The organism is Streptomyces sp. V4I23 (genome assembly GCF_030817975.1).
Lineage (GTDB): Bacteria > Actinomycetota > Actinomycetes > Streptomycetales > Streptomycetaceae > Streptomyces.
In genome coordinates this window covers 3344332-3370656 of sequence record NZ_JAUSZW010000004.1, presented here as the reverse complement: position 1 = coordinate 3370656, position 26325 = coordinate 3344332, and the positions used below count along the sequence as shown (strand labels likewise).

Here is a 26325-nt window from a genome sequence, read left to right as displayed (position 1 = left end):
GACGGACGAATCGTGGAGAACCTGATTGCGCTGCTCGTCGCGGCGCCCCTGCTCGGAGCGGCGGTGCTGCTCTGCGGCGGCCGCCGGCTCGACCGCACCGGCCACTGGCTGGGCACCCTGCTCGCCGCCGCGTCCTTCGTCATCGGCGCCGTGCTCTTCGCCGACATGCTCGGCAAGGGCGCGGAGGAACGCGCCCTGCACAGCACGCTGTTCAGCTGGATTCCCGTCGAGGGCTTCCAGGCGGACATCGCCTTCCGGCTCGACCAGCTGTCGATGACGTTCGTCCTGCTGATCACGGGCGTCGGCACGCTGATCCACCTCTACTCCGTCGGGTACATGGAGCACGACGAGCGGCGCCGCCGCTTCTTCGGCTACCTGAACCTCTTCCTCGCGGCCATGCTGCTGCTGGTGCTCGCCGACAACTACCTGCTGCTGTACGTCGGCTGGGAGGGCGTCGGTCTCGCCTCGTACCTGCTCATCGGCTTCTGGCAGCACAAGCCCAGCGCGGCCACCGCGGCGAAGAAGGCCTTCCTGGTCAACCGCGTCGGCGACATGGGCCTGTCGATCGCGATCATGCTGATGTTCACGACCTTCGGGACCTTCGCCTTCGGGCCGGTGCTGGAGTCCACGGGCGAGACGAGTGAGGGCATGCTGACGGCCATCGGCCTGATGCTGCTGCTCGCCGCGTGCGGCAAGTCGGCCCAGGTGCCGCTGCAGTCCTGGCTCGGGGACGCGATGGAGGGCCCGACCCCGGTCTCGGCCCTGATCCACGCGGCCACCATGGTCACCGCCGGGGTCTACCTGATCGTCCGCTCCGGCGCGATCTTCAACGCCGCGCCGGACGCCCAGCTGGCGGTCGTCGTCGTCGGCGCGGTCACGCTCCTCTTCGGTGCGATCGTCGGTTGCGCCAAGGACGACATCAAGAAGGCGCTGGCCGGCTCGACCATGTCGCAGATCGGCTACATGATCCTGGCGGCCGGTCTCGGTCCCATCGGATACGCCTTCGCGATCATGCACCTGGTGACGCACGGCTTCTTCAAGGCCGGGCTGTTCCTCGGCGCGGGCTCGGTCATGCACGGCATGAACGACGAGGTCGACATGCGCAAGTACGGCGGCCTGCGCAGGTACATGCCGGTCACCTTCGTCACCTTCGGCCTCGGCTACCTGGCGATCATCGGCTTCCCGGGCCTGTCCGGCTTCTGGTCCAAGGACAAGATCATCGAGGCGGCCTTCGCGTACGACGACGGCATCCGCGGCTGGATCTTCGGCGGCGTGGCCCTGCTGGGCGCCGGCATCACCGCGTTCTACATGACCCGCGTGATGATCATGACGTTCTTCGGCGAGAAGCGCTGGCAGCCCGCGCCCGACCCGGACACGGCGCCCAGCGTCGAGCCCGGTATCGAGGTGCACCCCGGTGAGATGCCGCACCCGCACGAGTCGCCCAAGTCGATGACGATCCCGATGATCGTGCTCGCCTTCGGGTCGGTCTTCGCGGGCGGTCTGTTCAGCCTGAACGAGTCCTTCGTCCACTGGCTGGAGCCGGTCACGCAGTTCGAGCACCCGCACCCCGTCATCGGCGTCCCGGCGATCACGACCTCGACGGTCGTCGTGCTGCTGCTCGGCGCGGGGCTCGCGTACCTGATGTACGGGCGCCGCCCGGTGCCCGTCACGGCGCCGCGCGGCTCGCTGCTCACCCGCGCCGCCCGCCGCGATCTGCTCCAGGACGACTTCAACCACGTGGTCCTGGTCCGCGGCGGCGAGCACCTCACGCGCTCGCTGGTCTACGTCGACCACACCCTGGTCGACGGAGTGGTCAACGGCACGGCGGCCACGTTCGGCGGGCTCTCCGGCCGGCTGCGCAAGCTGCAGAACGGCTACGCCCGCAGCTACGCGGTCTCGATGTTCGGCGGTACGGCGATCCTGATCGCCGCGACCCTGCTGATGAGGGCGGTCTGATCGGTATGTCCGAAGTAGTGAACGCAGGCTTTCCTCTGCTGACGGCAACGGCCGTGCTCCCGGCGCTCGGCGCGATCGCCACGGCGGCCGTGCCCGCCGTGCGCCGGACGGTCGCCAAGTGGCTGGCCCTGCTGGTCTCGCTGGCGACGCTCGTGCTCGCCGCGATCGTGCTCGTACGGTTCGAGCCCGGCGGCGACCGCTACCAGCTCGTCGAATCGCACGCCTGGATCAAGGACTTCGGGGTGCGGTACGAGCTGGGCGTGGACGGCATCGGGGTCGCGCTCGTCGCGCTGACCGCGCTGCTGATCCCGTTCGTGATCCTCGCCGGCTGGAACGACGCCGATCCTCAGGAGACCGGCAGCAAGCGGTGGCGGCCCACCCAGGGCTTCTTCGCGCTGATCCTGATGGTCGAGGCGATGGTGATCCTCTCCTTCGAGGCCACCGACGTCTTCCTCTTCTACATCCTGTTCGAAGCCATGCTCATCCCGATGTACTTCCTCATCGGCGGCTTCGGCGACCGCGCCCACGCGGGCACGGACGAGAACGCGGCGGCCCAGCGGTCGTACGCGGCCGTGAAGTTCCTGCTGTACAACCTGGTCGGCGGACTGATCATGCTGGCCGCCGTCATCGGCCTGTACGTCGTCGCCGGCAGCTTCTCGCTCTCCGAGATCGCCGAAGCCAGGGCGAGCGGCCAACTGGAGATGGCGACCACCACCGAGCGGCTGCTGTTCCTCGGCTTCTTCTTCGCCTTCGCGGTGAAGGCCCCGCTGTGGCCGCTGCACACCTGGCTGCCGAACGCGATGGGCGAGGCGACCGCCCCGGTCGCCGTGCTCATCACGGCGGTCGTCGACAAGGTCGGCACTTTCGCGATGCTGCGCTTCTGCCTCCAGCTCTTCCCGGAGGCGTCGAAGTGGGCGACGCCGGTCGTCATCACGCTGGCGCTGATCAGCATCGTCTACGGCGCCCTGCTCGCGGTGGGCCAGCGGGACATCAAGCGCCTGGTCGCGTACGCCTCGATCTCGCACTTCGGCTTCATCATCCTGGGCATCTTCGCGATGACCAGCCAGGGCCAGTCGGGCGCGACGCTGTACATGGTCAACCACGGCATCTCGACCGCCGCGCTGATGCTGGTGGCCGGCTTCCTGATCTCGCGGCGCGGCTCGCGGCTCATCGCCGACTACGGCGGTGTGCAGAAGGTCGCCCCGGTGCTCGCGGGCACGTTCCTGATCGGCGGCCTCGCCACCCTGTCACTGCCCGGACTCGCGCCGTTCGTCAGCGAGTTCCTGGTCCTGGTCGGCACGTTCGCCGCCTATCCGGTGGCCGGCATCATCGCGACCTTCGGCATCGTGCTCGCCGCGCTCTACACCCTCGTGCTCTACCAGCGCACGATGACCGGCCCGGTGAAGGCGGAGGTCAGTGCGATGCCCGACCTCAAGGCACGTGAACTGGCGGTCGTCGCACCGCTGATCGCGCTGCTGCTCTTCCTCGGCGTGTTCCCGAAGCCGCTGACGGACATCGTCAACCCGGCCGTGGAGCACACGATGTCCGACGTACAGAAGCAGGACCCCCGGCCCGATGTGGAGGCGGCCAAGTGAGCGCTACAGCTGTCCACAGCCTGTGGACGACGGCTGCGGAGGTCGAGCCGCTCGGCAAGATCCCCGCGCCCCACATCGAGTACGCCCAGCTGGCACCCGTGCTGATCGTCGTCGGCGCGGCCGTGCTGGGCGTGCTCGTGGAGGCCTTCGTCCCGCGCAAGATCCGGTACCACACCCAGGTGTTCCTGACCGTCGTCGCGCTCGCGGCCTCCTTCGCCGCGGTCGTCGGGCTCGCCGCCGGCGGATACGGCACCACCAAGGCGCACATCGCCGCCATGGGCGCGATCGCGGTCGACGGACCGGCGCTCTTCCTGCAGGGCACGATCCTGCTGGCGTCGCTGGTCGCCGTGTTCACGTTCGCCGAGCGCCGCCTCGACCCTGCCGCGCACGGCAAGCGCGTCGACTCGTTCGCCGCCGAGGCCGCCGCGGTCCCGGGCAGCGACCACGAGAAGGCCGCGGTGAAGGCCGGGTTCACCACCACCGAGGTGTTCCCGATCGTCCTGTTCGCGATCACCGGCATGCTGGTCTTCCCGGCCGCCAACGACCTGCTGACGCTGTTCATCGCCCTGGAGGTCTTCTCCCTCCCGCTGTACCTCCTGTGCGCGCTGGCCCGCCGCAAGCGGCTCATGTCGCAGGAAGCGGCCGTGAAGTACTTCCTGCTGGGCGCGTTCTCCTCCGCGTTCCTGCTCTTCGGCATCGCGCTCCTCTACGGCTACGCGGGCTCGGTGTCCTACGCCCGTATCGCCGAGGTCGTCGACGGCAGCATCCGCACCATCGACCCGGCGCTCGCCGACACGATGGGCAACGACGCGCTGCTGCTGATCGGCGGCGCGATGATCCTCATGGGCCTGCTGTTCAAGGTCGGCGCGGTGCCGTTCCACATGTGGACGCCCGACGTCTACCAGGGCGCGCCGACCCCGGTGACCGGCTTCATGGCCGCGGCCACCAAGGTCGCCGCCTTCGGCGCGCTCCTGCGGCTGCTGTACGTGGTGCTGCCGGGCCTGACCTGGGACTGGCGCCCGGTCATGTGGGCGGTCGCCATCGTCACGATGCTCGGCGGCGCGATCGTCGCGATCACCCAGACCGACATCAAGCGGCTCCTGGCGTACTCGTCGATCGCCCACGCCGGCTTCATCCTCGCCGGTGTGATCGCCACGACGCCCGAGGGCATCTCGTCCGTCCTGTTCTACCTGCTCGCGTACTCCTTCGTGACGATCGGCGCGTTCGCGGTCGTCACGCTGGTCCGCGACGCGGGCGGCGAGGCGACGCACCTGTCCAAGTGGGCCGGTCTCGGGCGGCGTTCGCCGCTCGTGGCGGCGGTCTTCGCGGTGTTCCTCCTCGCCTTCGCCGGCATCCCGCTGACGTCCGGGTTCTCCGGCAAGTTCGCGGTGTTCAAGGCGGCGGCGGAGGGCGGCGCGGGAGCGCTGGTCGTGGTGGGTGTGATCTCGTCGGCGATCGCGGCGTTCTTCTACATCCGGGTCATCGTGCTCATGTTCTTCAGCGAGCCGAAGCCGGAGGGCCCGACGGTCGCCGTGCCGTCCCCGCTGACGATCACGACGATCGGCGTCGGCGTGGCGGTCACGCTGGCGCTGGGCCTCGCGCCGCAGTACTTCCTGGATCTGGCCGGCCAGGCGAGCGTGTTCGTGCGCTAGCTCGGCACGCCCGAGGGCCCGGCCTCTCCCCGAGGAGAGACCGGGCCCTCTGCCGTGTCCGCGTACCGCCGGGGCAACCCGGCGGTGCTGCGCGTCGTCCTACCCGGGGCGAGACGAACGGCCGACGACCACGGGGGAGACATGACCGAGCAGCAGATCCGGCACCGAGCGGCGGAGGAGTCCGGCGGTGACCACATGTGGCCACTCGGGTTCCTGGGGCCCGCCCTGCTCCTCCTGCGCCTGCTGGGGGAGCACCCCTGGGCCTACTGGACCGCTGCCGTCATGGGCGCACTGGGCGTGATCGGCGCGGTCTTCGCGATCGCGGGCGCGGGCCGGGACCTGGTGCGCCGGCGCCGCCCGTGGAAGGCGGCGTTCGCGCTGTTCATGCTGGCCTGCGGCTCGTTCATGGTCGTGGTCAGGCTCGTGGAGTTCTGACGGGCGGGCCCTCGGCCGCCCGGGATCCCGCCGCCGAGGAGTGGCGGCGGGGCCCGTGCGGGCCGGTCAGGCGGAGGCCACGACGCGGCCCGTGACCTCGCCGAGGCCGACGCGGACGCCGTCGGGGCCGGGGGCCCAGGCGGTGAGCGTCACCTCGTCGCCGTCCTCCAGGAACGTGCGCTTGCCGTCGGGCAGTTCGATGGCGTCGCGGCCGTTCCAGGTGAGTTCGAGGAAGGAGCCGCGCTGGTTCACCTCGGGACCGCTGACCGTGCCCGAACCGAACAGGTCGCCCGTGCGCAGCGATGCGCCGTTGACCGTCATGTGCGCGAGCTGCTGCGCGGCCGTCCAGTACATCGAGGCGAACGGCGGCTCGGCCACCACATGACCGTTGAGCGCGACCGAGATGCGCAGGTCGAAGCCGCCGGGCTCCTCCTCGGCCGCGTCGTCGAGATACGGCTGCAGAGCGAAGTCCCGTGCGGGCGGCGCGGTCCGGGCGGCCTCCAGCGCCTCCAGCGGGGTGACCCAGGCCGCCACCGAGGTGGCGAAGGACTTGCCGAGGAACGGGCCGAGCGGCACGTACTCCCAGGCCTGGATGTCGCGCGCCGACCAGTCGTTGAGCAGGAAGAGCCCGAAGACGTGCTCGCGGAAGTCCGCGAGCGGGACGGGCCTGCCCCGCTCGGACGGAGTGCCGACGAGGAAGCCGACCTCGGCCTCGATGTCGAGCTTCACGGACGGGCCGAAGACGGGGGCCGGGTCGGCGGGCGCCTTGCGCTGCCCGGACGGCCGGACGACGTCCGTACCGGACACGACGACCGTGCCCGACCGGCCGTGGTAACCGATCGGCAGGTGCTTCCAGTTGGGGGTGAGCGCGTCGCCGTCGGGCCGGAAGATCTTTCCGACGTTGGTGGCGTGGTGCTCGCTCGCGTAGAAGTCGACGTAGTCCGCGACCTCGTACGGCAGGTGCATCGTCACCGCGTCGAGCGGGTGCAGCAGCGGCTCCACGTCGGGCCGGTGCGCGGGCACCGTGACCCAGGCGGTCAGGGCGCGCCGTACGTCGCGCCAGGCCGTGCGCCCGGCGGCGAGCAGCGGGTTGAGGCTGGGCTGCGCCAGCACCCCGGCGTACGGGGAGCCGAGCGCGAGGGCGGCTGCTCCGACGTCGAGCACATGGCCGCCGATCCGGACGCCGAGCCTGCGGCGCTCCGGCTCGTCGGCCGTGGTGAAGACGCCGTACGGAAGGTTGTGCGGGCCGAAGGGGTCGCCCTCGGCCAGATCGAGCGGGCTCTGCTCGGACATCGGTGCCTGCCTCGCTTTCCACGGGTGTGGGTGACACGTTACGTGCCCGCCCGCCTGCCGCGGCAGGGCCCAATGGATCACGCGGAGGTGCTCCGGCGCGGGCCGTCGTCCCGTCAGTGCGCCGTGCGGGGCAGGCGCTTCTCCCAGGTGCGGTGGAACACGATCTCGTCGCCGTCGCGGCACACCATCTCGTCCGAGGACAGGAAGCCGGCCGCGTCGCAGGTGAGGGCGGAGCGGGTCTCGACGCGGACGTCCCAGCCGAGTTCCGGCCGGTGGAGGCGGATCGTCCAGGTGGTGCGGGCCTGTGCGGAGAGCGGATCGTCCTGCCGGATCGCGTACGTCGCGCGGGCTTCCTCGGTGTGCTCCAGGCCGTCCGGGTGGACATGCGTGCCCCCTCGGTGGGGCGTCGCGTCCAGGGTCCACAGGCCGTCCGCCACGTCACGCGTCAGCAGCAGGCGGGGGCGGTCCCCGTCGAGGGTCTGGGGGACCGCTACGGCCGGCGGCTCGGAGTGCTCGGGCTCCGCGAACGCGCCGCCGGGCCCGGCCGGTTCGCGGACCGGCAGCTCCAGCCGCGAGCCCGCCGGGTCCAGGGTGAAGCCCGCCGCGTCCGGATGCGGCCAGAGCCAGGGCCAGTACGCGGAGGAGACCGCGAGCCGGACGCGGTGGCCCGGCGCGAAGGTGTGCCCGGCCAGGGACAGGTCGAACGACACGTCCTCCGTCGTGCCCGGCGTCCAGGCGAGCGCCCGCTCCCGGCCCGCACGCGCGGCGAGGTCGAGGGCGCCGCGCGTGACGAGCGTGGAGGCGCCGTCCGGTGCGACGTCGCAGAGCCGGGCCACCGCCTGTCCGTGCGGCGCGTCCAGGCGCAGCCGCAGGGTCACCCGGGGCCGTCCCAGGACGACGACCGGCGCCGTGCCGACGGGGAACTCGAAGCAGACCGACCGCGCGTCCTCCTCCCGCTGGTCCGGCGGCAGATCGGCGGCGTGGCCCACGGGGCGCGTCCGGCCCGCGTCCGTCCCGGTGTGCTGCGGGGAAGAAACGGGTACGGGGGCGCCCGGGGCGGCGCCGAGCGCGTAGGGGACGACGGTGACGTGCGGCGACGGCCAGGCGTCCTCGCCGGTCCAGCGGCCGGGCCGGGGCGCGGACGGCCCGAGCCGGCAGCGCAGCAGCGGCTCGGACAGCACGCCCGTGTCCTGGTCCTTCAGCCACTGGTCCCACCAGCGCAGCGTCTCCTGGAGGAAGCCGATCCCCCGTTCGGGGTCGCGGTCCGGGTACTGGCGCGGCCACGGCCCGATCAGTCCGCGCACCCGGTCCGCCGGCAGCCGCTCCACGAGCCGCAGCACGGCGTCGCGGGCGGGGTCGTGCAGGCCGCTCACCGCGAGGACGGCCGCCCGCACCGCGTCCGTGTCGTCGCTGATCCCGGCGCTCCGCCAGAACTCGTCGCGCAGCGGGTGCGCCAGCCACGCGGGCACGCCGGGCTCGACGGCTTCCAGCCGCCGCAGCCACATCGCGCGCCACGCGTCCCCCGTGTGCAGCGGGTCCGGCGGCCGGGCGGCGTGCGCGAGCCGGGCGGCGGCCCGGGAGTGCAGCGACTCGCCGGTGACCGATCCGCCGAGATAGGGCCCGTCGGTGTCGTACGGGTCGTCGCTCGCGCCCACCGCGACCACGGCCCGCAGGGGCCGCGGCGCGAGGGCCGCGATCTGCAGCGCGCTCCGGCCGGCCGCGCCGATGCCGATCATGCCGACCCGGCCGGTGCTCCACGGCTGCCGTGCCAGCCACTCGATCACCGCGACGCCGTCCGCGAGCTCGGCCGCACCGCCCTCCGGGCCGGGCACACCCTCGCTGTTGCCGTGCCCGCGCACGTCGACGCGGACGCAGGCGTAGCCGTGGCCCGCGTACCAGGGGTGGCGCTCCCCGTCGCGGACCGCTGTCGCGTCGGTGAGCCGGTCCTGCGCGTACTCGAGCAGGGCGGGCACGGGCTCGTCCGTCACCGGCCGCCACAGGCGGGCGTACAGGGCGATGCCGTCGGGCAGGCGGACGTGCAGGTCCTCGTGAGCCGTCTCGTGCGGAAAGTCTCTGCGGATACGCATGGCTGTACCTCGGCGGCGGGGCCCCGCCGAGGGGCGGCGGGGACCATCACGGGTAGGGGTAAAAGCCCCTGTTCCAGGTCATTGCGGCTGATCACGAACATACCGGGGGTGGCGGGAAGGCGCTCATGGTGATCGAAAGCCGACCGGATACGCTGACTTGAGTGAATCCAGCGACACATCGACAATCCGTGTGATCGTCAGCAGACAGGAGACCCCCTCGTGACCGTCGTCGGGCCGTTCGGGCTGAGCGTGCGGGACCAGGCTCTTGAGGCCGATGTCCAGACCGGATTGTCGGCTGTCGAGGCGGGCCTGCTCGACGCCACCAAGAGCGAGGTCCCGTTCATCACGGAGGCCGCACAGCACCTCGTCCGGGCCGGTGGGAAGCGTTTCCGCCCGCTGCTCGTGATGCTGACCGCCCAGTTCGGCGACCCGCACGCGCCGGGCGTCGTGCCCTCGGCCGTCGTCGTCGAGCTCACCCATCTCGCGACGCTGTACCACGACGACGTGATGGACGAGGCGGACGTGCGGCGCGGCGTGCCCAGCGCGAACACCCGCTGGGGCAACTCCGTGGCCGTCCTCACCGGCGACTTCCTGTTCGCCCGCGCCTCGCACATCCTGGCCGACCTCGGCCCGGAGGCCGTACGCATCCAGGCGGAGGCGTTCGAGCGGCTGGTCACCGGACAGATCCTGGAGACGGCGGGCCCTCGCGACGGCCGCGACCCGGTGGAGCACTACCTCGACGTGCTGGCCGGCAAGACGGGTTCGCTGGTCGCCGTGTCCTGCCGCTTCGGCGCGATGATGTCCGGCGCCGATGAGCGGGTCGTCGACGTTCTCACGCAGTACGGGGAGCGGCTCGGCGTCGCCTTCCAGCTCGCCGACGACGTCCTCGACATCGCCTCCGACGCGCACGAGTCCGGCAAGTCGCCGGGCACCGACCTGCGCGAGGGCATCCCGACGCTGCCGGTGCTGCACCTGCGCGCCGCGGCCGAGGCGCACGGCCGCCCCGAGGACCTGGAGCTCGTCGCCCTGCTCGACGGCGACCTCAGCGACGACGAGCGGCACGCCGAGGCGCTGCGCCGGCTGCGCGAGCACCCGGCGCTGGAGCAGGCCCGGCGGGACTCCGTCCGCTACGCGGAGGAGGCGCGGGCGATGCTCGCCCCGCTGCCCGACTGCTTCGCGAAGGCGGCGCTGGAGGAGCTGTGCGACGCGGTGGTCCACCGCGCGGGCTGAGCCCCGGGACCTGCTCGCCCCCTACGGGGCGGGGGACTTGAGGGCGGCCGGTGTCATCCCAGAGGGGTACGCGGGTTTGCGCCCGCGGGCTGACGCTTCCCCGCGGCCGTTTTGGTCAGATGGTGAACACCACCCCTGACCAACCACGGAGGTAGGGCACACCATGGCACCGAACGACAGCGCACACTCCACCGAGGCGGCCGACGGCCTCGCGGCGGGGCGCCGCAAGGCCTCCCGCTATCTCGTCCCCCTCGCGGTGGCCGGGGTCGCGGCGGGGACGATCGGGCTCGTCCCGGCGCTCGCCGCCTCCGGTGACCCCGATCTGCCGAAGATCACCGCTCAGCAGCTGATCGAGAAGATCGCCGCGTCCGACACCGAGCAGCTCTCCGGCACCGTCAAGATCACCACCGACCTGGGACTGCCCGCGCTCGACGGTCTGGCCGGCTCGCTCGCGGGGGCGGGCGGCGAGGGCGCCGAGGGCTCCTTTGCCGACCCGCAGGCCCAGTTGACCGAGCTCGCCTCGGGCACGCACACGCTGCGGATCGCGGCCGACGGGCCCGACCGCCAGAAGATCTCGATCCTGCGGGACTCGGCCGAGTACAGCCTGATCCACAACGGCGACGAGATGTGGGGCTACGACAGCGCCTCGAACGAGGTCTTCCACGCCGAGGAGGCCGGCAAGGGCGAGGACGGCTCCGGTTCCGCCGAGAAGCGGGGGGAGGACCTGCCGGCCACGCCGAAGGAGCTCGCGGACGAGGTGCTGAAGGCCTCCGAGGGCACGACGTCGATCACCGTCGGCGGCACGGCCAAGGTGGCCGGCCGGGACGCGTACAAGCTGGTCGTCAAGCCCGAGCAGAAGGGCTCGACGGTCGGTTCGGTCACCATCGCGGTGGACGCGGAGACCGGCACCCCGCTGAAGTTCACGCTCACGCCGAGCAGCGGCGGCAAGGCCGTCGTCGACGCGGGCTTCACCAAGGTCGACTTCTCCCGGCCCGCCGCCTCGACCTTCGACTTCACCCCGCCCAAGGGGGCGAAGGTGACGGAGGCCGACAGGCTGGAGGGGGACAAGCACGCCCGCGAGGAGTTCGAGGGCGGCCTGGCGGACTTCGCCGGACCGGACGTCATCGGCGAGGGCTGGACGTCCATCGCCCGGATCGAGGCGCCCGGCGGAGCGGGCGCCGAGGCTCCGGAGAAGGGCGACGTCCCGGCCGAGGCCGAGCAGTTCCTGGACGCCTTCGGGGACAAGGTCACCGGCACGTTCGGCGAGGGCACGGTCTTCTCCACGCGCCTGGTCAACGCCCTGATGACGGACGACGGCACGGTCTACGTCGGCGCCGTGACGAAGGACGCCCTGGTCGAGGCGGCCAACCAGGACAAGTAGCGGCCACGGCCGGCCCGGCTGCGGCCGGCCCGCCGCGGTGTCCGACCCGCCGCCCCGCCGCCCCGCCGTACTCCCCGTACGGCGGGGCGCGCTCATGGGACGCGGCGTCGGACGACCTCCGGCCGCGGGCCCGCGGCGGTGGCTTCCGGCCTCGCCGGGGCCGGAGCCGTCAGAAGGCGAGCCTCCAGCTGTCGATGTAGCCGGTGTCGTACCGGGCCACGTCCTGCACCCGCAGCTTCCAGACGCCGTTGGCCGCCTCGGTCGAGGCGTCCACCGTGTACGTCGTGATGACGTTGTCCGCAGAGTCGCCGCTGCTGGAGTTCTTCAGCCGGTACGCGGTCCCGTCCGGCGCGACGAGGTCGATCACCAGGTCGCCCCGCCAGGTGTGCTTGATGTCCACCCCCACCTTCAGGGCGGCCGGGGCGTTGCCCGTGCGTCCCGAGACGGTCACGGTCGAGGTGACGGCCGCTCCGGCGTCCGGGACGGCGACGTCGGCGGCGTTCTCGAAGAAGTCGCCGGGCGGGACGGTGGTGCCGGCCGACAGGGCCCAGATCGCATGGGCGACGGCGTCGCTGTTGCGGTCCAGCGCGGTGTCGTTGATGTTGGACGTCGTGTCGCACGAGGAGTGGTAGCAGCGGTCGAAGGCCTGACCGGCCGTGCCGCCCCACTTCTGCGCCTGCGCGCTCGTCTTGGTGCGGCTGGCGCCGGTGAACAGGCCGCCGACGGGTATGCCGACGTTCTTGAACGACGCGTGGTCCGAGCGGCCGTCGCCCTCGGTCTCGATCTCCGTCGGGACGCCGAGCGCGGCGAAGTAGTCCTTGAAGGTCTGCTCGATCGCCGGGTCGTCGTCGTAGACGAAGTAGCCGGGGTTCGGCGAGCCGATCATGTCGAAGTTCAGGTAGCCGGAGATCTTCGAACGCTCCGTCGTCGGCAGGCTGTTCACGTACTGTCGCGAGCCGACCAGGCCCAGCTCCTCCGCGCCCCACCAGCCGAAGCGCAGGTGCTTGACGGGCTTCAGCTGCGCGCGGGAGACGGCGAGCGCGGTCTCCAGTACGGCGGCCGAACCCGAGCCGTTGTCGTTGATGCCGGCGCCGGAGGAGACCGAGTCGAGGTGGGCGCCCGCCATGACGGTCTGGTTGAGGTCGCCGCCCGGCCAGTCGGCGATCAGGTTGTAGCCGGTCGTGCCGTTGTACGTGAACTGCTGGACGGATGTGGTGAATCCGGCCGCGTCCAGCTTCGCCTTCACGTAGTCGACGGACGCCTTGTAGCCGGGCCTGCCGTGTGCCCGGTTGCCGCCGTTGGCGGTGGCGATGGACTGGAACTCGCTGAGGTGCGCCTTGACGCCTGCGAGGGGTATGTCGGGTGCGGCGAGCGCGGCCGCCGGGGCGCTCGGTGCGGCGGTGGCCGCCGGCGCGCCGGCCGCGAGCAGCCCGGCGAGGGCGAAGACGGTGGCCGCGAGCGTGCGTCTGGGAACGGAGAGGTTCATGTGGGGGCTCCGGATTCCGTACGGGGATGGAACGGAACGTGCGTGACGCCCCGGGCCGGCGGGGCCCGGGGCGCTGGAGCTTGACGTGCGCTGTGCGTGCTGAATGTTCAGTGAGATGTTGACGTTCCGTCAAGAGCGGGATCCGGACATGGGTGTTCGTATGTCGAACACCCGAACAGCCGTCATTGCACGCAGAATTCGTTGCCCTCCGGGTCCGCCATCACCACCCACTCCCCGCCGGGCTCCTTTACGTGCCGCACGACCGTCGCCCCCAGTCGCAGCAGCCGCTCCGCCTCCGCGTCCCTCTCGCCGGGTGCGGCGTGCACGTCGATGTGGAGGCGGTTCTTGACGGTCTTCGCCTCCGGGACGCGCTGGAAGAGGATGCGCCGCCCGAGTCCCCCACCGGTGTTCTCGTCGTAGGGGTCGTCCGGATGGCGGACGGCGGCCAGATCGCGCCATGCGCGTCGGCCGTGCGATTCCACGGTGGCCTCGACGGGCACGCCGCCGTAGCCGAGGACCTGCTCGACGATCCGGCTGTTGTCCTCGACGAGATAGCCGAGGGTCTCGGCCCAGAAGTCCGCCTGGGCGTGCGGGTCGGCGGCGTCGACAACGAGCTTCCAGTGCAGTGTCATGGCAACCGGTTATATTGGTTACATGGGTGGGACGGCAACGGAATCGCCGGGACTGGAACTGCGAACGCGGGAAGGGCGCCCCTACCGCTTCGACGCAGGGGCGCTCTGCCTGGAGCTGCTGACCACGGGCGGACCGGGCGAATTCGCTCGCTACGAGGTGCTGGACGAGCCGGCCGGCCTACTGCGCTGGGTGGCGGCCGGCCGCCTGCACGGGGGCCTGCTGCTGGACGTCGACGCCGCCTCCCTGGCGGCGGTCCGCCGGCTGCGGGACGCCCTGTGGCGGATGGCCGGCGCCCGCGTGCACGCCCGCGACCTTGACCCGGCGGATGTGGCGACGGTGAACGCGGCCGCCGCCGAGCCGCCACTCGCCTTCGGTATCGCGGAGGACGGATCGCGGCAGTGGATGCCCGAGCGGGCCGGGGTGGCCCCGCTGCTGTCGACCGTCGCGCGCGACGCCGTGGAGCTCTTCACGGGTCCGTACGCGCACCGCATCCGCGAGTGCGCCTCGCACAACTGCCATCTGCTCTTCGTCGACACCTCGCGGCCCGGCCGCCGTCGCTGGTGCGCGATGGAGCACTGCGGCAACCGCAGCAAGGTGCGGGCGCACCGCGCCCGCCAGGCCGAGGGAGACGGATCATGACCACCGGACTGACCAGGGACGCGGGCTGGGAGATCGGCGTGTCCAGGACCCTGCGGCTGCCGCCCGCGGCCGTGTGGGACTTCCTCGTGAGCCCCGAGGGGGTGCAGCTGTGGCTGGGCAAGGGCGTGCGGCTGCCCGCGGTGAAGGGGGAGACGTACGAGACGGCCGACGGTGTCACGGGCGAGGTCCGTTCCTGCCGCCCCGGCGACCGTATCCGCGTGACGTACGGCACGAGCACCGCGCAGGTCGCCGTCTCCGCCGCACGCTCCGGCGACGGGGCGGTGCTCCGGTTCCACCAGGAGCGCCTGGCGGACGCGGAGGAGCGCGAGCGCCGCAGGGCGCACTGGAAGGCGGTGGCCGCCGAGGTGGAGAGGGCGCTGGGAGTCGACCGGGGACGGGAGTGACCGGCCGTCCGGCACGGGCGCTTTGCGATGGACATCACGTCTTGAGTGGTCTGTTCCCGGTTTAGCGTGAGGGGATGGATGCTTCGCCCCTCGGCGGGCCGCCCGGCTGCCCGCTGGCCGGCGTGGCCGCCGCGTACATGCCCCGGCTCTCGGAGTTCGCCTTCGAGCCGGGGCTCGTCGCCGCCGTCGACCAGCACGCGGCCGCCGTCCGGGACGCGCTGGTGCCGCTGGTGCCCAGTCAGCGCCGGTCCGGATCCCCCGTGCGCGCGGAGCCGGGCGACGTGCTGCGCCGTGAGGATCTCGCCGACTACGTCCTGGGGTTCACCGACTGGCTGTCGGAGGCCGACTGGTCCGAGCCGGTCGGCTACGACTTCGCCACCCTGCGGCTCACGGCGGTCTGCTGGCTGATCCGCGAGCACGATCTGCTCGACGCCGCCTGACGCGACCGACGGGCAGGGCCCGGTCGACGGCCGTCGACCGGGCCCTGCCCGTGCGCGGTGTCCCGGTGAGGCACACGGACCCGCGGGGTCACATCGGGTCGCGACCGGTGCCCGTCCCGGGGGGCATGTCCTCGCCCCATCCCCTCTCCTGGGTGTCGCCCGTATCGGTGCCGCGGGCACGGCCGGGCTGGCGCTCGGTGACGGGCTGCCCGGCGGCGGCGTCCGCGCGGCCGCGCTGGTAGGCGGTGAGGGTGTCCTTGGCACGGCCCGACTCGGCCTCGGCCGTGGCCAGCCAGCGCTCCCAGCGCTCGCGCATCGGGTTGACGAGACCACCGCCGACTCCCACGATCAGGATGCCCGCCATGGCGGCGAGCACGGCGATGAGGACGGGCCCGGTGACCGCCGTCGCGATCTGCGCCTGGCCGAGCGCCGCGATGACGCCGAGCGCCACGATGAAGCCCCAGGCCACGGTGGCGAGCACCCGGCCGTACGAGGTCTCGCCGAGGGCGCCCCGGACGATGTCGCGGACGGCGCGGGCGATGGCCATGGCGACGACCACGATGACGCAGGCGACGATCGCCTTCGGGATCCACGAGACGATGCCGTTGATCATCGTGCTCACCGGGTTGGGTCCGAAGACCCCGAAGCCCAGCTGCAGGGCGATCAGCATGATCCCGTAGTAGAGGATCCTGCAGATGATGCCGGTGGCGTCGTACTTCGAGTCCCTGAGGGTGTTCGAGACACCGCTGCGCTCGGCCATGCGCTCGAAGCCGACCTTGCGCAGGAGGCGGTCGGCGACCTTGGCGATCACCTTGGCGACGACCCAGCCGATGATCAGGATTGCCAGGAAGGCGAGGAACTTCGGAATGAACCTGGCCACCGCGGACCACGCGTCGGTGATCCCCTGACCGAAGTCGATCGAAAGTGCGAGGGGTTGGGGCATGACGCGCTCGCTCCGCTCTGTGGGTTTCCGCGGTCCGTGTGACCGGGCCTCGTCCTCCGGTGGTAACACCGGCCACCAGGGGTGGCCTGCGACCAGAGGCGGAGCTGGGCCGTTCGAGTGGAGATTGAGCCCTGCCGGGCGCGTCACCGGGAGACAGTGCGGGGGAGGGTGTATGGACCGCTCGGCGGTCGACAGGTGGCCCTGCGCACCTTTGTGCCCGGGGCGCGGCCCGATCCGGGCGCGGCCCGGTGCGCGGGCGCGCCCCCCATCGGCAGGCGCGCTCGGTGGGGGCGGTCCCGGCCGGTCGGGGCGAGGGGTGCGGGCGTCCGGCTGCCGCGGGTCAGGCGGTGCGGTCCGGCTGGGCGGCGGCGGGAGCCTGGGGCGTCAAGGACGCCTCCGGCAGGGGAGCGGTCTCGGGCGGCGCCGTTTTCAGGGCGTCCGCCGCGAGACGCAGCGCCTGTGCCCTGGTCCGGCGGGCCGTCCGCAGCGCGTCCCACGTCAGGCACGTCAGCGCCAGCCACACCAGCGCGAACCCGGCCCACCGCTCGGCGGGCATCGCCTCGTGGAAGTACAGGATCCCCAGCAGGAACTGGAACACCGGCGCCAGGTACTGCAGCAGCCCCAGCGTCGACAGCGGCACCCGGATGGCCGCGGCGCCGAAGCAGACCAGCGGTGCGGCCGTCACCACACCCGTCGCGGCGAGCAGCGCCGCATGGCCGGCGCCGTGGAAGCCGAAGGTCGACGAGCCGTTCGCGCCCAGCCACAGCAGAAAGCCGAGCGCCGGCAGGAACTGGATCGCCGTCTCGGCCGCCAGCGACTCCAGGCCGCCGATGTTGACCTTCTTCTTCACCAGCCCGTAGGTGGCGAAGGAGAACGCGAGCGTCAGCGAGATCCACGGCGGCCTGCCGTAGCCGATCGCCAGGACCAGCACCGCGCCGAAGCCGATGCCCACGGCCGCCCACTGCGCGGGCCTCAGGCGCTCCTTCAGCAGCAGGACGCCCATGGCGATGGTGACCAGGGGGTTGATGAAGTAGCCCAGCGAGGCCTCGACGACATGGCCGGAGTTCACGGCCCAGATGTAGACGCCCCAGTTGACGGTGATCACCGTCGCGGCGACCGATATCAGGCCCAGCTTGCGCGGCTGCCGTACCAGTTCGCGTACCCAGCCCCACTGCTTCAGCGCGAGCAGGGCGACCGCCACGATCGCCAGGGACCACACCATCCGGTGGGCCAGGATCTCCATCGCCCCGGACGGCTTGAGCAGAGGCCAGAAAAGGGGGACCAGACCCCACATGCCGTAGGCGCCGATCCCGTACAGCAGCCCTGCCCGCTGTTCGTTCTGCGACTTCACTGACCCTCCTGCCCCTGCGCGCGCGTTCCCCCAAGAAGGTACGCGCGCGAGGGCGGTATGTCATGTCCGTATCGCCATACGGTCATGACGGATCGTGCCTGGCGCGGGCGGGGCGGCGATCGCCGAAGCGGGGGGTCAGGCGGTGGCCAGCGCCGTCGCGACCGTCTCGGCGAGCGGTGTGGTGGGCCGCCCGGCCAGCCGCGCCAGATCGCCGGTGGTGCGGGCCAGCAGCCCGCGGCCGATGGCCCTGTCGACGTCGACGAGGATGCGGGCGAACGGCTCCGGAACACCCGCGCCGGTGAGGATGCCGAGGTGCGTCTCGGCCGGGACCTCGGTGTACGTGATGGTGCGGCCGGTCTGCCGCGACAGCTCGGCGGCGTACTCGGCGAGGGACCAGGCGGCGTCGCCGCTCAGCTCGTAGGCCGCGCCGAGGTGGCCCTCGCCCGTCAGCACAGCGGCCGCGGCGGCCGCGTAGTCGGCACGCGTGGCCGAGGCGATCCGGCCGTCGCCGGCGTTCCCGACGACGGTGCCGTGCTCCAGTACGGGGCCGAGGTTGCCCGTGTAGTTCTCGGTGTACCAGCCGTTGCGCAGGAAGGTGTACGGCAGCCCGGAGTCGAGGATCAGCTCCTCGGTCGCCTTGTGCTCGGCCGCCAGGTCGAAGTCCGCGTCCGGCCCGCCCAGTACGCCGGTGTACGCGAGCTGTGCGACGCCCGCGGCCTTCGCCGCCTCGATCACGGCGGCGTGCTGCGCGACGCGTCGGCCGACCTCGCTGCCGGAGATCAGCAGCACCCGGTCCCCGGCGCGGAAGGCGCCGTCGAGGGTGGCCGGCTCGCTGTAGTCGGCGATCCGCAGTTCGACGCCGCGCGCCGCGAGGTCCGCCGCCTTCTCCTTGTCGCGGACCACCGCGGCGATCCGGTCGGCCGGGACGGCGGCGAGCAGCTCGTCGACGACGAGACGGCCGAGGGCTCCGGTGGCTCCGGTGACAACGATGCTCATGGGTGGTTTCTCCGTTTCGCGTGCTTCACGTGCGTCATCCGCCTGGTGAAACCACCCTAGAGAGGGCGCTAACAATTCGAAAGTACCCACTTTGAAGTAAGGTACTGGCATGGCCGTAAGCAGCAATGGGGCCGGGGCCCCGGACGTGAACCGCGAGATGTGCCCGTCCCGGCTGATCCTGGAGCACGTGACCAGCCGCTGGGGGGTGCTCGTGCTCGCCGCCCTGCTGGAGCGGTCGTACCGGTTCAGCGAGCTGCGCCGGCACGTCGGCGGCGTCAGCGAGAAGATGCTGGCCCAGACCCTCCAGACGCTGGAGCGGGACGGCTTCGTGCACCGCGACGCCAAGCCCGTCATCCCGCCGCGCGTCGACTACTCGCTCACCGGGCTGGGCAGGGAGGCCGCCCGGCAGGTGTGGGACCTCGCGCGCTGGACGGAGCGGCGGGTGGCCGACGTGCAGGCGGCCCGGGCCGCGTACGACGACGGGAAGGCCCGCGCGGCGGAGACCGTCTGACCAGGTCCGCGTCCCCGCCCGCCGACGCGCACGCGAAAGGGCCGGGAGCACTGCTCCCGGCCCTTTCGCGAGTGGGGCGGCCTCAGCCGACGACCGTCCAGGTGTCGTTGCCGGCGAGGAGCGCCGCGAGATCGCCCTTGCCGTTCTGCTCCACGGCCGTTTCGAGCTGGTCGGCCATGAGCGTGTCGTAGACCGGCCGCTCCACGCTGCGCAGGACGCCGATGGGCGTGTGGTGCAGCGTGTCGTTGTCGGCGAGCCGGGACAGCGCGAAGGCCGTGGTGGGACTGGGGTTGTGTGCGTCGTGGACGAGGACCCTGGACTCGTTCTCCGCCGTCACCCGCACCACCGTGAGGTCACCGGTCCGCTCGTCGCGGACCACGCCCTTGGACAGCTCGGGGCCGAACCGGATCGGCTTTCCGTGTTCCAGCCGGATCACGGCGTCCTCCGCCTGCTGCTTGTCCTTGAGGATCTCGAATGCGCCGTCGTTGAAGATGTTGCAGTTCTGGTAGATCTCGACGAGCGCGGTGCCCTGGTGGTCGGCGGCCTGCCGCAGCACCTCGGTGAGGTGCTTGCGGTCGGAGTCGACGGAGCGCGCGACGAACGAGGCCTCGGCCCCCAGCGCCAGGGAGACCGGGTTGAACGGGGCGTCCAGCGACCCCATCGGCGTCGACTTGGTGATCTTGCCGAGCTCGGAGGTCGGGCTGTACTGGCCCTTGGTGAGGCCGTAGATCCGGTTGTTGAACAGCAGGATCTTGAGGTTCACGTTGCGGCGCAGGGCGTGGATCAGGTGGTTGCCGCCGATGGACAGCGCGTCGCCGTCCCCGGTGACGACCCAGACGGAGAGGTCGCGGCGGGAGGAGGCGAGGCCGGTCGCGATGGCGGGGGCGCGGCCGTGGATGGAGTGCATCCCGTACGTGTTCATGTAGTACGGGAAGCGCGAGGAGCAGCCGATGCCGGAGACGAAGACGATGTTCTCCTTCGCCAGGCCGAGCTCGGGCATGAAGCCCTGCACGGCGGCGAGGATCGCGTAGTCACCGCAACCGGGGCACCAGCGCACTTCCTGATCGGACTTGAAGTCCTTCATGGACTGCTTGGCCTCGGCCTTGGGCACCAGCGAGAGCGCCTCAGTCATTGATGGCCTCCTTGAGAGCTTCTGCGAGCTGCTCCGCCTTGAACGGCATCCCGTTCACCTGGGTGTGGCTCTGCGCGTCGACCAGGTACTTCGCCCGGATCAGGGCGGCGAGCTGGCCGAGGTTCATCTCCGGTACCACTACCTTCGGGTAACGCCCGAGTACGTCCCCGAGATTCCCCGGGAAGGGGTTCAGGTGGCGCAGATGGGCCTGCGCGATGGGCAGCCCCGCGGCCCGCAGGCGGCGTACGGCGGCCGTGATCGGGCCGTACGTCGAGCCCCATCCGAGCACCAGGGTCCGAGCGCCGTCCGGGTCGTCGACGTCGACGTCGGGCACCTCGATGCCGTCGATCTTGGCCTGCCGGGTGCGGACCATGAAGTCGTGGTTGGCCGGGTCGTACGAGATGTTGCCGCTGCCGTCCTGCTTCTCGATGCCGCCGATGCGGTGCTCCAGGCCGGGCGTGCCGGGCAGCGCCCAGGGGCGGGCCAGCGTCTGCGGGTCGCGCTTGTAGGGCCAGAACACCTCGGTGCCGTCGTCCAGCGTGTGGTTCGGTCCGGTGGCGAACTGGACGCGCAGGTCGGGCAGTTCGTCGGTGTCGGGAATGCGCCAGGGCTCGGAGCCGTTGGCGAGGTACCCGTCGGACAGCAGGAAGACCGGGGTCCGGTACGTCAGCGCGATCCGGGCCGCCTCGATGGCCGCGTCGAAGCAGTCGGCCGGGGTGCGGGGGGCGACGACCGGCACCGGAGCCTCGCCGTTGCGCCCGTACATGGCCTGCAGCAGGTCCGCCTGCTCGGTCTTGGTCGGCAGACCGGTGGAGGGGCCGCCGCGCTGGATGTCCACCACCAGCAGCGGCAGCTCCAGCGACACGGCGAGCCCGATCGTCTCCGACTTCAGCGCCACACCCGGACCGGAGGTGGTGGTCACCGCCAGCGAACCGCCGAACGCCGCGCCCAGCGCAGCGCCGATCCCGGCGATCTCGTCCTCGGCCTGGAAGGTGCGCACGCCGAAGTTCTTGTGCTTGGACAGCTCGTGCAGGATGTCCGAGGCCGGGGTGATCGGGTACGAGCCCAGGTACAGCGGGAGATCGGCCTGCTTGCTCGCGGCGATCAGGCCGTAGGACAGGGCGAGGTTGCCGGAGATGTTGCGGTACGTTCCCGCGGGGAAGGCGCTGGTGGCCGGGGCGACCTCGTAGGAGACCGCGAAGTCCTCGGTCGTCTCGCCGAAGTTCCACCCGGCGCGGAAGGCGGCGATGTTCGCCTCGGCGATGGCCGGCTTCTTCGCGAACTTCGTCCGCAGGAAGGACTCCGTGCCCTCGGTCGGCCGGTGGTACATCCAGCTGAGCAGCCCCAGCGCGAACATGTTCTTGCTGCGCTCGGCCTCCTTGCGGGAAAGGCCGAAGTCCTTGAGCGCCTCGATTGTCAGCGTCGTCAGCGGCACGGGATGGACGTGGTACGCGTCCAGCGAGCCGTCCTCCAGCGGAGAGGTGTCGTAGCCGACCTTGGCCATCGCGCGCTTGGCGAACTCGTCCGTGTTGACGATGATCTCGCCGCCGCGCGGCACGTCGCCGATGTTGGCCTTGAGCGCCGCCGGATTCATCGCGACCAGCACGTTCGGCGCGTCGCCGGGCGTGAGGATGTCGTGGTCGGCGAAGTGCAGCTGGAAGCTGGAGACACCCGGCAGGGTTCCGGCGGGGGCCCGGATCTCCGCGGGGAAGTTCGGCAGCGTGGACAGGTCGTTGCCGAACGACGCCGTCTCGGAGGTGAACCTGTCACCCGTCAGCTGCATGCCGTCACCGGAGTCACCCGCGAAGCGGATGATCACCCGGTCCAGTCGGCGGATCTCCTTGTCGCCTGCGGGCCTGCGTTGCTCGCCGACGACGGCCTCATGGCCGCCGTTGGCCTCGTCGGCCTGATCGGCCGCGCTACTGACCTGACTGGTCACTGAACTGGACCTCCCTCGAGGCGGCTCCTCCGGGCGGCCGGTCCACCGACCGTCCCACTGGCAACCCTACGACGGTAAGGGTCGCCTTCCCTGGACCGCTCATATGTTGGACGCCCCTATGAGACGTCGTGTCGCCCTGGTTTGTCATGCTTCACCCGTCCCAGGATTCTCTCCCGTATCTCTTCCCCTCGTCATTCTTCGGTCCTGGGCCCCGGGTGTCGGCACCGCCGCCGGATGCGGCGGGCGGAAGTTCAGGAATTCAGGTACGTCAGCACGGCCAGCACACGCCGGTGGTCCCCCTCGCTGGGGGAGAGGCCGAGCTTGAGGAAGATGTTGCTCACGTGCTTCTCCACCGCGCCGTCGCTCACGACGAGCTGCTTGGCGATCGCCGAGTTCGTCCGGCCCTCGGCCATCAGACCGAGGACCTCCCGTTCCCGGGGGGTGAGCCCGGCGAGGACGTCCTGCTTGCGGCTCCGGCCGAGCAGCTGCGCCACGACCTCCGGATCGAGCGCGGTGCCTCCGCGGGCCACCCGCACGACGGCGTCCACGAACTCTCGTACCTCGGCTACCCGGTCCTTCAGCAGATAGCCCACCCCGCGGGTGCTGCCCGCGAGCAGCTCGGTCGCGTACTGCTCCTCCACGTACTGGGACAGAACCAGCACGCCGACCGCGGGGTGCTCGCGGCGCAGCTGCACCGCGGCCCGGACGCCCTCGTCCGTATGGGTGGGCGGCATCCGTACGTCGGCGACCACGACGTCCGGCAGCGCGTCCCGGTCCGCCAGCTCGGCAACGGTCTTGATCAGTGCCTGCGCGTCGCCGACGCCCGCCACGACGTCGTGCCCGCGGTCGGTCAGCAGCCGGGTCAGACCCTCCCGGAGCAGTACCGAATCCTCGGCGATGACCACCCGCACCCTGTCCTCCACAGTCCTGCGTCCCCCCTGTTCGATGATCCTTCCGCGCCTGCGCTGCCCAGCATTCCAGCTTCGTCTCGAGATCGGGTCCAGGCCGGCGGTATTGCCGGGATGCCGCCGTTGTCCGCAGGCATGTGCAGGGCCGGGGCCGCGCGTCCGGGCCGCCGTTCGGGGGACGCAGCGGGGGTGGAGGGTTGAGGGGCGGGCCGGGCTTCGGGGACGGGTCGCGCTTCGGGTGCGTCGCCGACCGGGACGGGGGCGGACCGGTGGGGACGGCGCGGCTCCGGTGCGTCGCGGGGCCGGGCCGGTGGGTAGGGGGCGCCTGCGGATCAGCCGCGCCACGGCAGCTCCGCCGTGACGGTGGTCGGGCCGCCCGCCGGGGAATCGACGGCGAGGATGCCGTCCACCGCGCCGAGCCGGTCCGCGAGCCCGGCCAGACCGCTGCCCGCCGCCGGGGCCGCGCCGCCCCTGCCGTCGTCCGTCACCTGGAGCATCAGCCGGTCCTGCGAGCGCCAGACGCCGACCGAGGCCCGGGTCGCCCGCGCGTGCTTGCTGACGTTCTGCAGGAGCTCCGAGACCGTGAAGTACGCGATGCCCTCGATCGCCGCCGCCGGCCTGCGGTCCAGATCGACCTCGACCGTCACCGGCACCGCGCAGCGCGAGGCGACGGCGGACAGCGCGGCGTCCAGGCCGCGGTCGGTGAGCACGGCGGGGTGGATGCCGCGGGCCAGGTCGCGCAGCTCCCGCAGCGCCACCTTCACCTCGCCGTGCGCTTCGTCGACCATGCGGGCCGCCGCCTGCGGGTCCTCGGACAGCTTCTCCTTGGCGAGCCCGAGGTCCATGGCGAGCGCGACGAGCCGGGCCTGGGCGCCGTCGTGGAGATCGCGTTCGATACGGCGCAGATCGGCCGCGGCCGTGTCGACGACCACGCCCCGGTCCGACTCCAGCTCGACGACGCGGGTGGCCAGCCGGGAGGGGCCGAGCAGCCCGGCCACCATCAGCCGGTCGACGCCGGTCAGCGCGCGGACCACCCAGGGCGTGGCCAGGGTGAGCAGCAGGCCGATGAGGCTGGTGACGGCGATCTCGAAGGGGGAGTCGAGGTAGAAGCTGTGCGTTCCGTCGCCGTAGAGCTGCAGCCCGCTCGATGCCCGCGTACATGGGGAAGACCCACTGCCACAGCGGATAGAGGAGCAGCGCCCAGCCCGACGTCCACAGAGGCACCGCGAGGCAGAAGCCGAAGACGGCCCAGGGGAAGTGGAGGACCGCGTACAGCAGGTGCCGCCAGGAGGCCCCGCTCTTGAGGACGCCCCCGATCCAGCCGGCGGCGCCGCTCCTCCTGACGCGGACGGGCTCGGGCGCGGCGACGTCCACGTTCAGCAGAGCCCTGGCGCGGCCCCGCTCCACCGCGCCGAAACCGCGCAGCACGGCGAACGACCCCGCGAGCAGCGGCACACCGAGGAAGGTGACGAGCAGGCCGGCGCTCGCGGCGGTCAGGGAGACGGCGAAGGCGAAGAGCAGCACGCTCAGGGGCAGGCTGAGCAGGATCCATCCGAACTCCCGCCAGGCCCTGCCCTCCAGCGGCGCGCGCAGTACGGGAGGCAGGAAGTGCGTGCGTGACCGGGGCACTGCGCCGTATCCGTGGTCCATGGCCATCGACGTGGTCCGTTCTGCGATGAGGTCTCGTTCTGTGATGAGGTCTCGTTCGGCGGGGCGGGCTGTCATGTCCACAAGCCTGCTGGCAGGGGCGCGTCGCTCACCATGAGGGCGGTATCCGTTCGCGCGGGGGGGTTTTCCCCACCACGGGAGGCGGCCGGCGGCCCGGCGTCGCCCTCGTGCGGCGGGCCGATCCGCACCCTTCCTGAGGGCCGGCGATCCCGGTCCTCGGCGACCGCGAAGCGGAGACCCCGGGCCACAGCGCCGGCGACCGTGGTCCTCAGCGGCGGCGACCGCGGTCCTCAGCGCCCGCCGTGCGCCGTCCGCGCGCGCCAGGGCAGCTCGGCCGTGACCGTGGTCGGGCCGCCCGCCGGCGAGTCCAGCGCGAAGAGGCCGTCCACCGCGCCCAGCCGTTCGGCCAGCCCCGCCATCCCGGTGCCGCCGTCCAGCCGCGCCCCGCCCTTGCCGTCGTCCACGACCTGGATGAGCAGCCGCTCGTCCGCCCGCCACACGTCCACCGACACACGGGTCGCCTGCGCGTGCTTGCTGACGTTCTGCAGGAGCTCCGAGACCGTGAAGTACGCGATCCCCTCGATCGCCTCCGCGGGCCGTTCGGCCAGATCCACCGTCACCGTCACCGGGGCCGTGCAGCGGGACGCGATCGCGGACAGAGCGGCGTCGAGGCCGCGGTCGGTGAGCACGGCGGGGTGGATGCCGCGGGCGAGGTCCCGCAGCTCCTGGAGCGCGAGCTTCACCTCGCCGTGCGCCTCGTCGACCATCGCCGCCGCGGCGTCGGGATCCTCCAGGAGCTTCTCCTTGGCGAGGCCGAGCCCCATCGCGAGCGCGACGAGCCGGGCCTGGGCGCCGTCGTGGAGATCGCGTTCGATACGGCGCAGATCGGCCGCGGCGGTGTCGATCACGACGCCCCGGTCGGACTCCAACTCGGCGATGCGCCGCTCCAGTTCGTCCGACGGCGACAGCAGGCCGCGCACCATCGCACGGTCCGCACTCGCCATGGCATGCGCCAGGAACGGCAGCACCGGCCACAGCACGAGCAGCCCCACCAGCGTGAGGGCGAACGTCAGCACACCCCACGGCAGCCGGACGAACGAGTACAGCACCGTCCGCCACGCCACCGGGTCCTTCAGCCGCGACCAGACCCAGGGGACCAGGCCGCCTCCCTCGGGACGGCCGAGCGGGCTGGGCTCGTCGACCTCCACGCCGAGCAGCGCGCGGGCCCTGGCCCGCTCCGCCCGACCGATCCGGCGCGCGCCCGCGAGCCCGAGGGCCAGCAGGGGCAGGCCGATCACGGTGACCGACAGGCCCACGCCGGCGACCACGGTGACCGCGACGTAGACGAAGGCGAGCAGCGAGACGGGGAAATCGCCCAGCAGGTGCGCGACCTCTTTCCAGGTGCGGCGGTCGAAAGCGAAGCGCACGGGGGGCGGTCCTCCGTTGTCCAAAGTGGCGTTGCTCGCGGTCATGAGGGCCAGCCTGCCGGGCGGGGACAGCGCACGCCATGGGGTTCCTGGGTGGGATCAGGTGGGGACAACCCCACCTGATCCCTGACGCGACTGCTTACGCTCCCTTTAGCAGGGCCTAGACTCCGGTGCGTAGGGACCGACGACGTCGAACGCCGTCGAACAGGCGCCGACGAG

The 26325-nt window shown here is 71.9% G+C and carries 21 protein-coding genes and 1 pseudogene; 10 read left to right on the top strand and 12 right to left on the bottom strand.

The window, feature by feature from the left end; translation table 11 throughout:
- Positions 1-12 precede the first annotated feature (12 nt).
- The 4 genes from nuoL to QFZ82_RS17410 all read left to right on the top strand — a co-directional run bounded on the left by nuoL (position 13) and on the right by QFZ82_RS17410 (position 5638).
- On the top strand, positions 13-1956 hold the full coding sequence (nuoL, locus tag QFZ82_RS17425) for an NADH-quinone oxidoreductase subunit L (RefSeq protein WP_307714043.1): 1944 nt from the start codon (positions 13-15) through the stop codon (positions 1954-1956).
- A gap of 5 nt (positions 1957-1961) precedes the next feature.
- Positions 1962-3551: an NADH-quinone oxidoreductase subunit M gene (locus tag QFZ82_RS17420; protein ID WP_307714042.1), complete on the top strand. Its 1590-nt coding sequence runs from the start codon at positions 1962-1964 to the stop codon at positions 3549-3551.
- Positions 3548-5203 (top strand): NADH-quinone oxidoreductase subunit NuoN, encoded by a 1656-nt coding sequence (nuoN, locus tag QFZ82_RS17415; RefSeq protein ID WP_307714041.1) that lies wholly within the window; start codon positions 3548-3550, stop codon positions 5201-5203. The genes QFZ82_RS17420 and nuoN overlap by 4 nt, the downstream gene beginning before the upstream one ends.
- Before the next feature lie 141 nt (positions 5204-5344).
- A complete protein-coding gene (locus tag QFZ82_RS17410; protein ID WP_307714040.1) occupies positions 5345-5638 on the top strand; it encodes a hypothetical protein in 294 nt (97 codons plus the stop codon).
- Between the two features lie 66 nt (positions 5639-5704).
- Here the strand turns inward: QFZ82_RS17410 and fahA are convergent, their stop codons facing one another.
- Both fahA and QFZ82_RS17400 read right to left on the bottom strand, forming a co-directional pair.
- Positions 5705-6931: a fumarylacetoacetase gene (gene fahA, locus QFZ82_RS17405; protein ID WP_307714039.1), complete on the bottom strand. Its 1227-nt coding sequence runs from the start codon at positions 6929-6931 to the stop codon at positions 5705-5707.
- Positions 6932-7044: 113 nt separating this feature from the next.
- Positions 7045-9018, bottom strand: coding sequence for a CocE/NonD family hydrolase (locus QFZ82_RS17400; protein ID WP_307714038.1), 1974 nt, complete (start codon positions 9016-9018; stop codon positions 7045-7047).
- Between the two features lie 219 nt (positions 9019-9237).
- Here QFZ82_RS17400 and QFZ82_RS17395 point away from each other — a divergent pair, with 219 nt between their 5' ends.
- Both QFZ82_RS17395 and QFZ82_RS17390 read left to right on the top strand, forming a co-directional pair.
- Positions 9238-10248, top strand: a complete 1011-nt coding sequence (locus QFZ82_RS17395) for a polyprenyl synthetase family protein (RefSeq protein WP_307714037.1) — start codon at positions 9238-9240, stop codon at positions 10246-10248.
- Positions 10249-10411: 163 nt separating this feature from the next.
- Positions 10412-11629 (top strand): DUF2092 domain-containing protein, encoded by a 1218-nt coding sequence (locus tag QFZ82_RS17390; protein ID WP_307714036.1) that lies wholly within the window; start codon positions 10412-10414, stop codon positions 11627-11629.
- Between the two features lie 169 nt (positions 11630-11798).
- Here QFZ82_RS17390 and QFZ82_RS17385 read toward each other — a convergent pair whose 3' ends face one another.
- Together QFZ82_RS17385 and QFZ82_RS17380 are read right to left on the bottom strand one after the other, a co-directional pair.
- A complete protein-coding gene (locus QFZ82_RS17385; protein WP_307714035.1) occupies positions 11799-13115 on the bottom strand; it encodes a M28 family metallopeptidase in 1317 nt (438 codons plus the stop codon).
- 182 nt (positions 13116-13297) lie between these two features.
- Complete coding sequence (locus QFZ82_RS17380; protein WP_307714034.1) at positions 13298-13747, bottom strand: VOC family protein; 450 nt, start codon at positions 13745-13747, stop codon at positions 13298-13300.
- A gap of 22 nt (positions 13748-13769) precedes the next feature.
- On the opposite strand from QFZ82_RS17380, the gene QFZ82_RS17375 reads away from it, so the two are divergent.
- From QFZ82_RS17375 to QFZ82_RS17365, 3 genes are all read left to right on the top strand, one after another.
- Entirely contained in the window at positions 13770-14387 is a 618-nt protein-coding gene (locus QFZ82_RS17375) for an ABATE domain-containing protein (RefSeq protein ID WP_307714033.1), read from the top strand.
- The gene (locus QFZ82_RS17370) at positions 14384-14791 is read left to right on the top strand and encodes an SRPBCC domain-containing protein (RefSeq protein ID WP_307714032.1); all 408 of its coding nucleotides are present in this window, start codon (positions 14384-14386) and stop codon (positions 14789-14791) included. The genes QFZ82_RS17375 and QFZ82_RS17370 overlap by 4 nt, the downstream gene beginning before the upstream one ends.
- A gap of 74 nt (positions 14792-14865) precedes the next feature.
- Positions 14866-15231, top strand: a complete 366-nt coding sequence (locus tag QFZ82_RS17365) for a DUF6401 family natural product biosynthesis protein (RefSeq protein WP_307714031.1) — start codon at positions 14866-14868, stop codon at positions 15229-15231.
- A gap of 88 nt (positions 15232-15319) precedes the next feature.
- On the opposite strand, the gene QFZ82_RS17360 is transcribed toward QFZ82_RS17365, so the two are convergent.
- The 3 genes from QFZ82_RS17360 to QFZ82_RS17350 all read right to left on the bottom strand — a co-directional run bounded on the left by QFZ82_RS17360 (position 15320) and on the right by QFZ82_RS17350 (position 18521).
- Positions 15320-16174: a hypothetical protein gene (locus QFZ82_RS17360; protein ID WP_307714030.1), complete on the bottom strand. Its 855-nt coding sequence runs from the start codon at positions 16172-16174 to the stop codon at positions 15320-15322.
- A 340-nt stretch (positions 16175-16514) separates the two neighbouring features.
- Entirely contained in the window at positions 16515-17525 is a 1011-nt protein-coding gene (gene rarD / locus QFZ82_RS17355) for an EamA family transporter RarD (RefSeq protein WP_307714029.1), read from the bottom strand.
- A 135-nt stretch (positions 17526-17660) separates the two neighbouring features.
- Complete coding sequence (locus tag QFZ82_RS17350; RefSeq protein WP_307714028.1) at positions 17661-18521, bottom strand: SDR family oxidoreductase; 861 nt, start codon at positions 18519-18521, stop codon at positions 17661-17663.
- A gap of 109 nt (positions 18522-18630) precedes the next feature.
- Between QFZ82_RS17350 and QFZ82_RS17345 the strand changes: the two genes are divergently transcribed.
- Positions 18631-19032 (top strand): helix-turn-helix domain-containing protein, encoded by a 402-nt coding sequence (locus QFZ82_RS17345; protein WP_307714026.1) that lies wholly within the window; start codon positions 18631-18633, stop codon positions 19030-19032.
- Positions 19033-19114: 82 nt separating this feature from the next.
- Here QFZ82_RS17345 and QFZ82_RS17340 read toward each other — a convergent pair whose 3' ends face one another.
- The 5 genes and pseudogenes from QFZ82_RS17340 to QFZ82_RS17320 all read right to left on the bottom strand — a co-directional run bounded on the left by QFZ82_RS17340 (position 19115) and on the right by QFZ82_RS17320 (position 26151).
- Complete coding sequence (locus QFZ82_RS17340; RefSeq protein ID WP_307714025.1) at positions 19115-20164, bottom strand: 2-oxoacid:ferredoxin oxidoreductase subunit beta; 1050 nt, start codon at positions 20162-20164, stop codon at positions 19115-19117.
- Positions 20157-22103 (bottom strand): 2-oxoacid:acceptor oxidoreductase subunit alpha, encoded by a 1947-nt coding sequence (locus tag QFZ82_RS17335; protein ID WP_307714024.1) that lies wholly within the window; start codon positions 22101-22103, stop codon positions 20157-20159. Before QFZ82_RS17335 ends, QFZ82_RS17340 begins: the two co-directional genes overlap by 8 nt.
- 251 nt (positions 22104-22354) lie before the next feature.
- On the bottom strand, positions 22355-23014 hold the full coding sequence (locus QFZ82_RS17330) for a response regulator transcription factor (RefSeq protein ID WP_307717753.1): 660 nt from the start codon (positions 23012-23014) through the stop codon (positions 22355-22357).
- A gap of 329 nt (positions 23015-23343) precedes the next feature.
- Positions 23344-24667 (bottom strand): annotated as a pseudogene (locus QFZ82_RS17325) (sensor histidine kinase).
- Between the two features lie 302 nt (positions 24668-24969).
- The gene (locus QFZ82_RS17320; protein ID WP_307714023.1) at positions 24970-26151 is read right to left on the bottom strand and encodes a sensor domain-containing protein; all 1182 of its coding nucleotides are present in this window, start codon (positions 26149-26151) and stop codon (positions 24970-24972) included.
- Between the last annotated feature and the right edge of the window lie 174 nt (positions 26152-26325).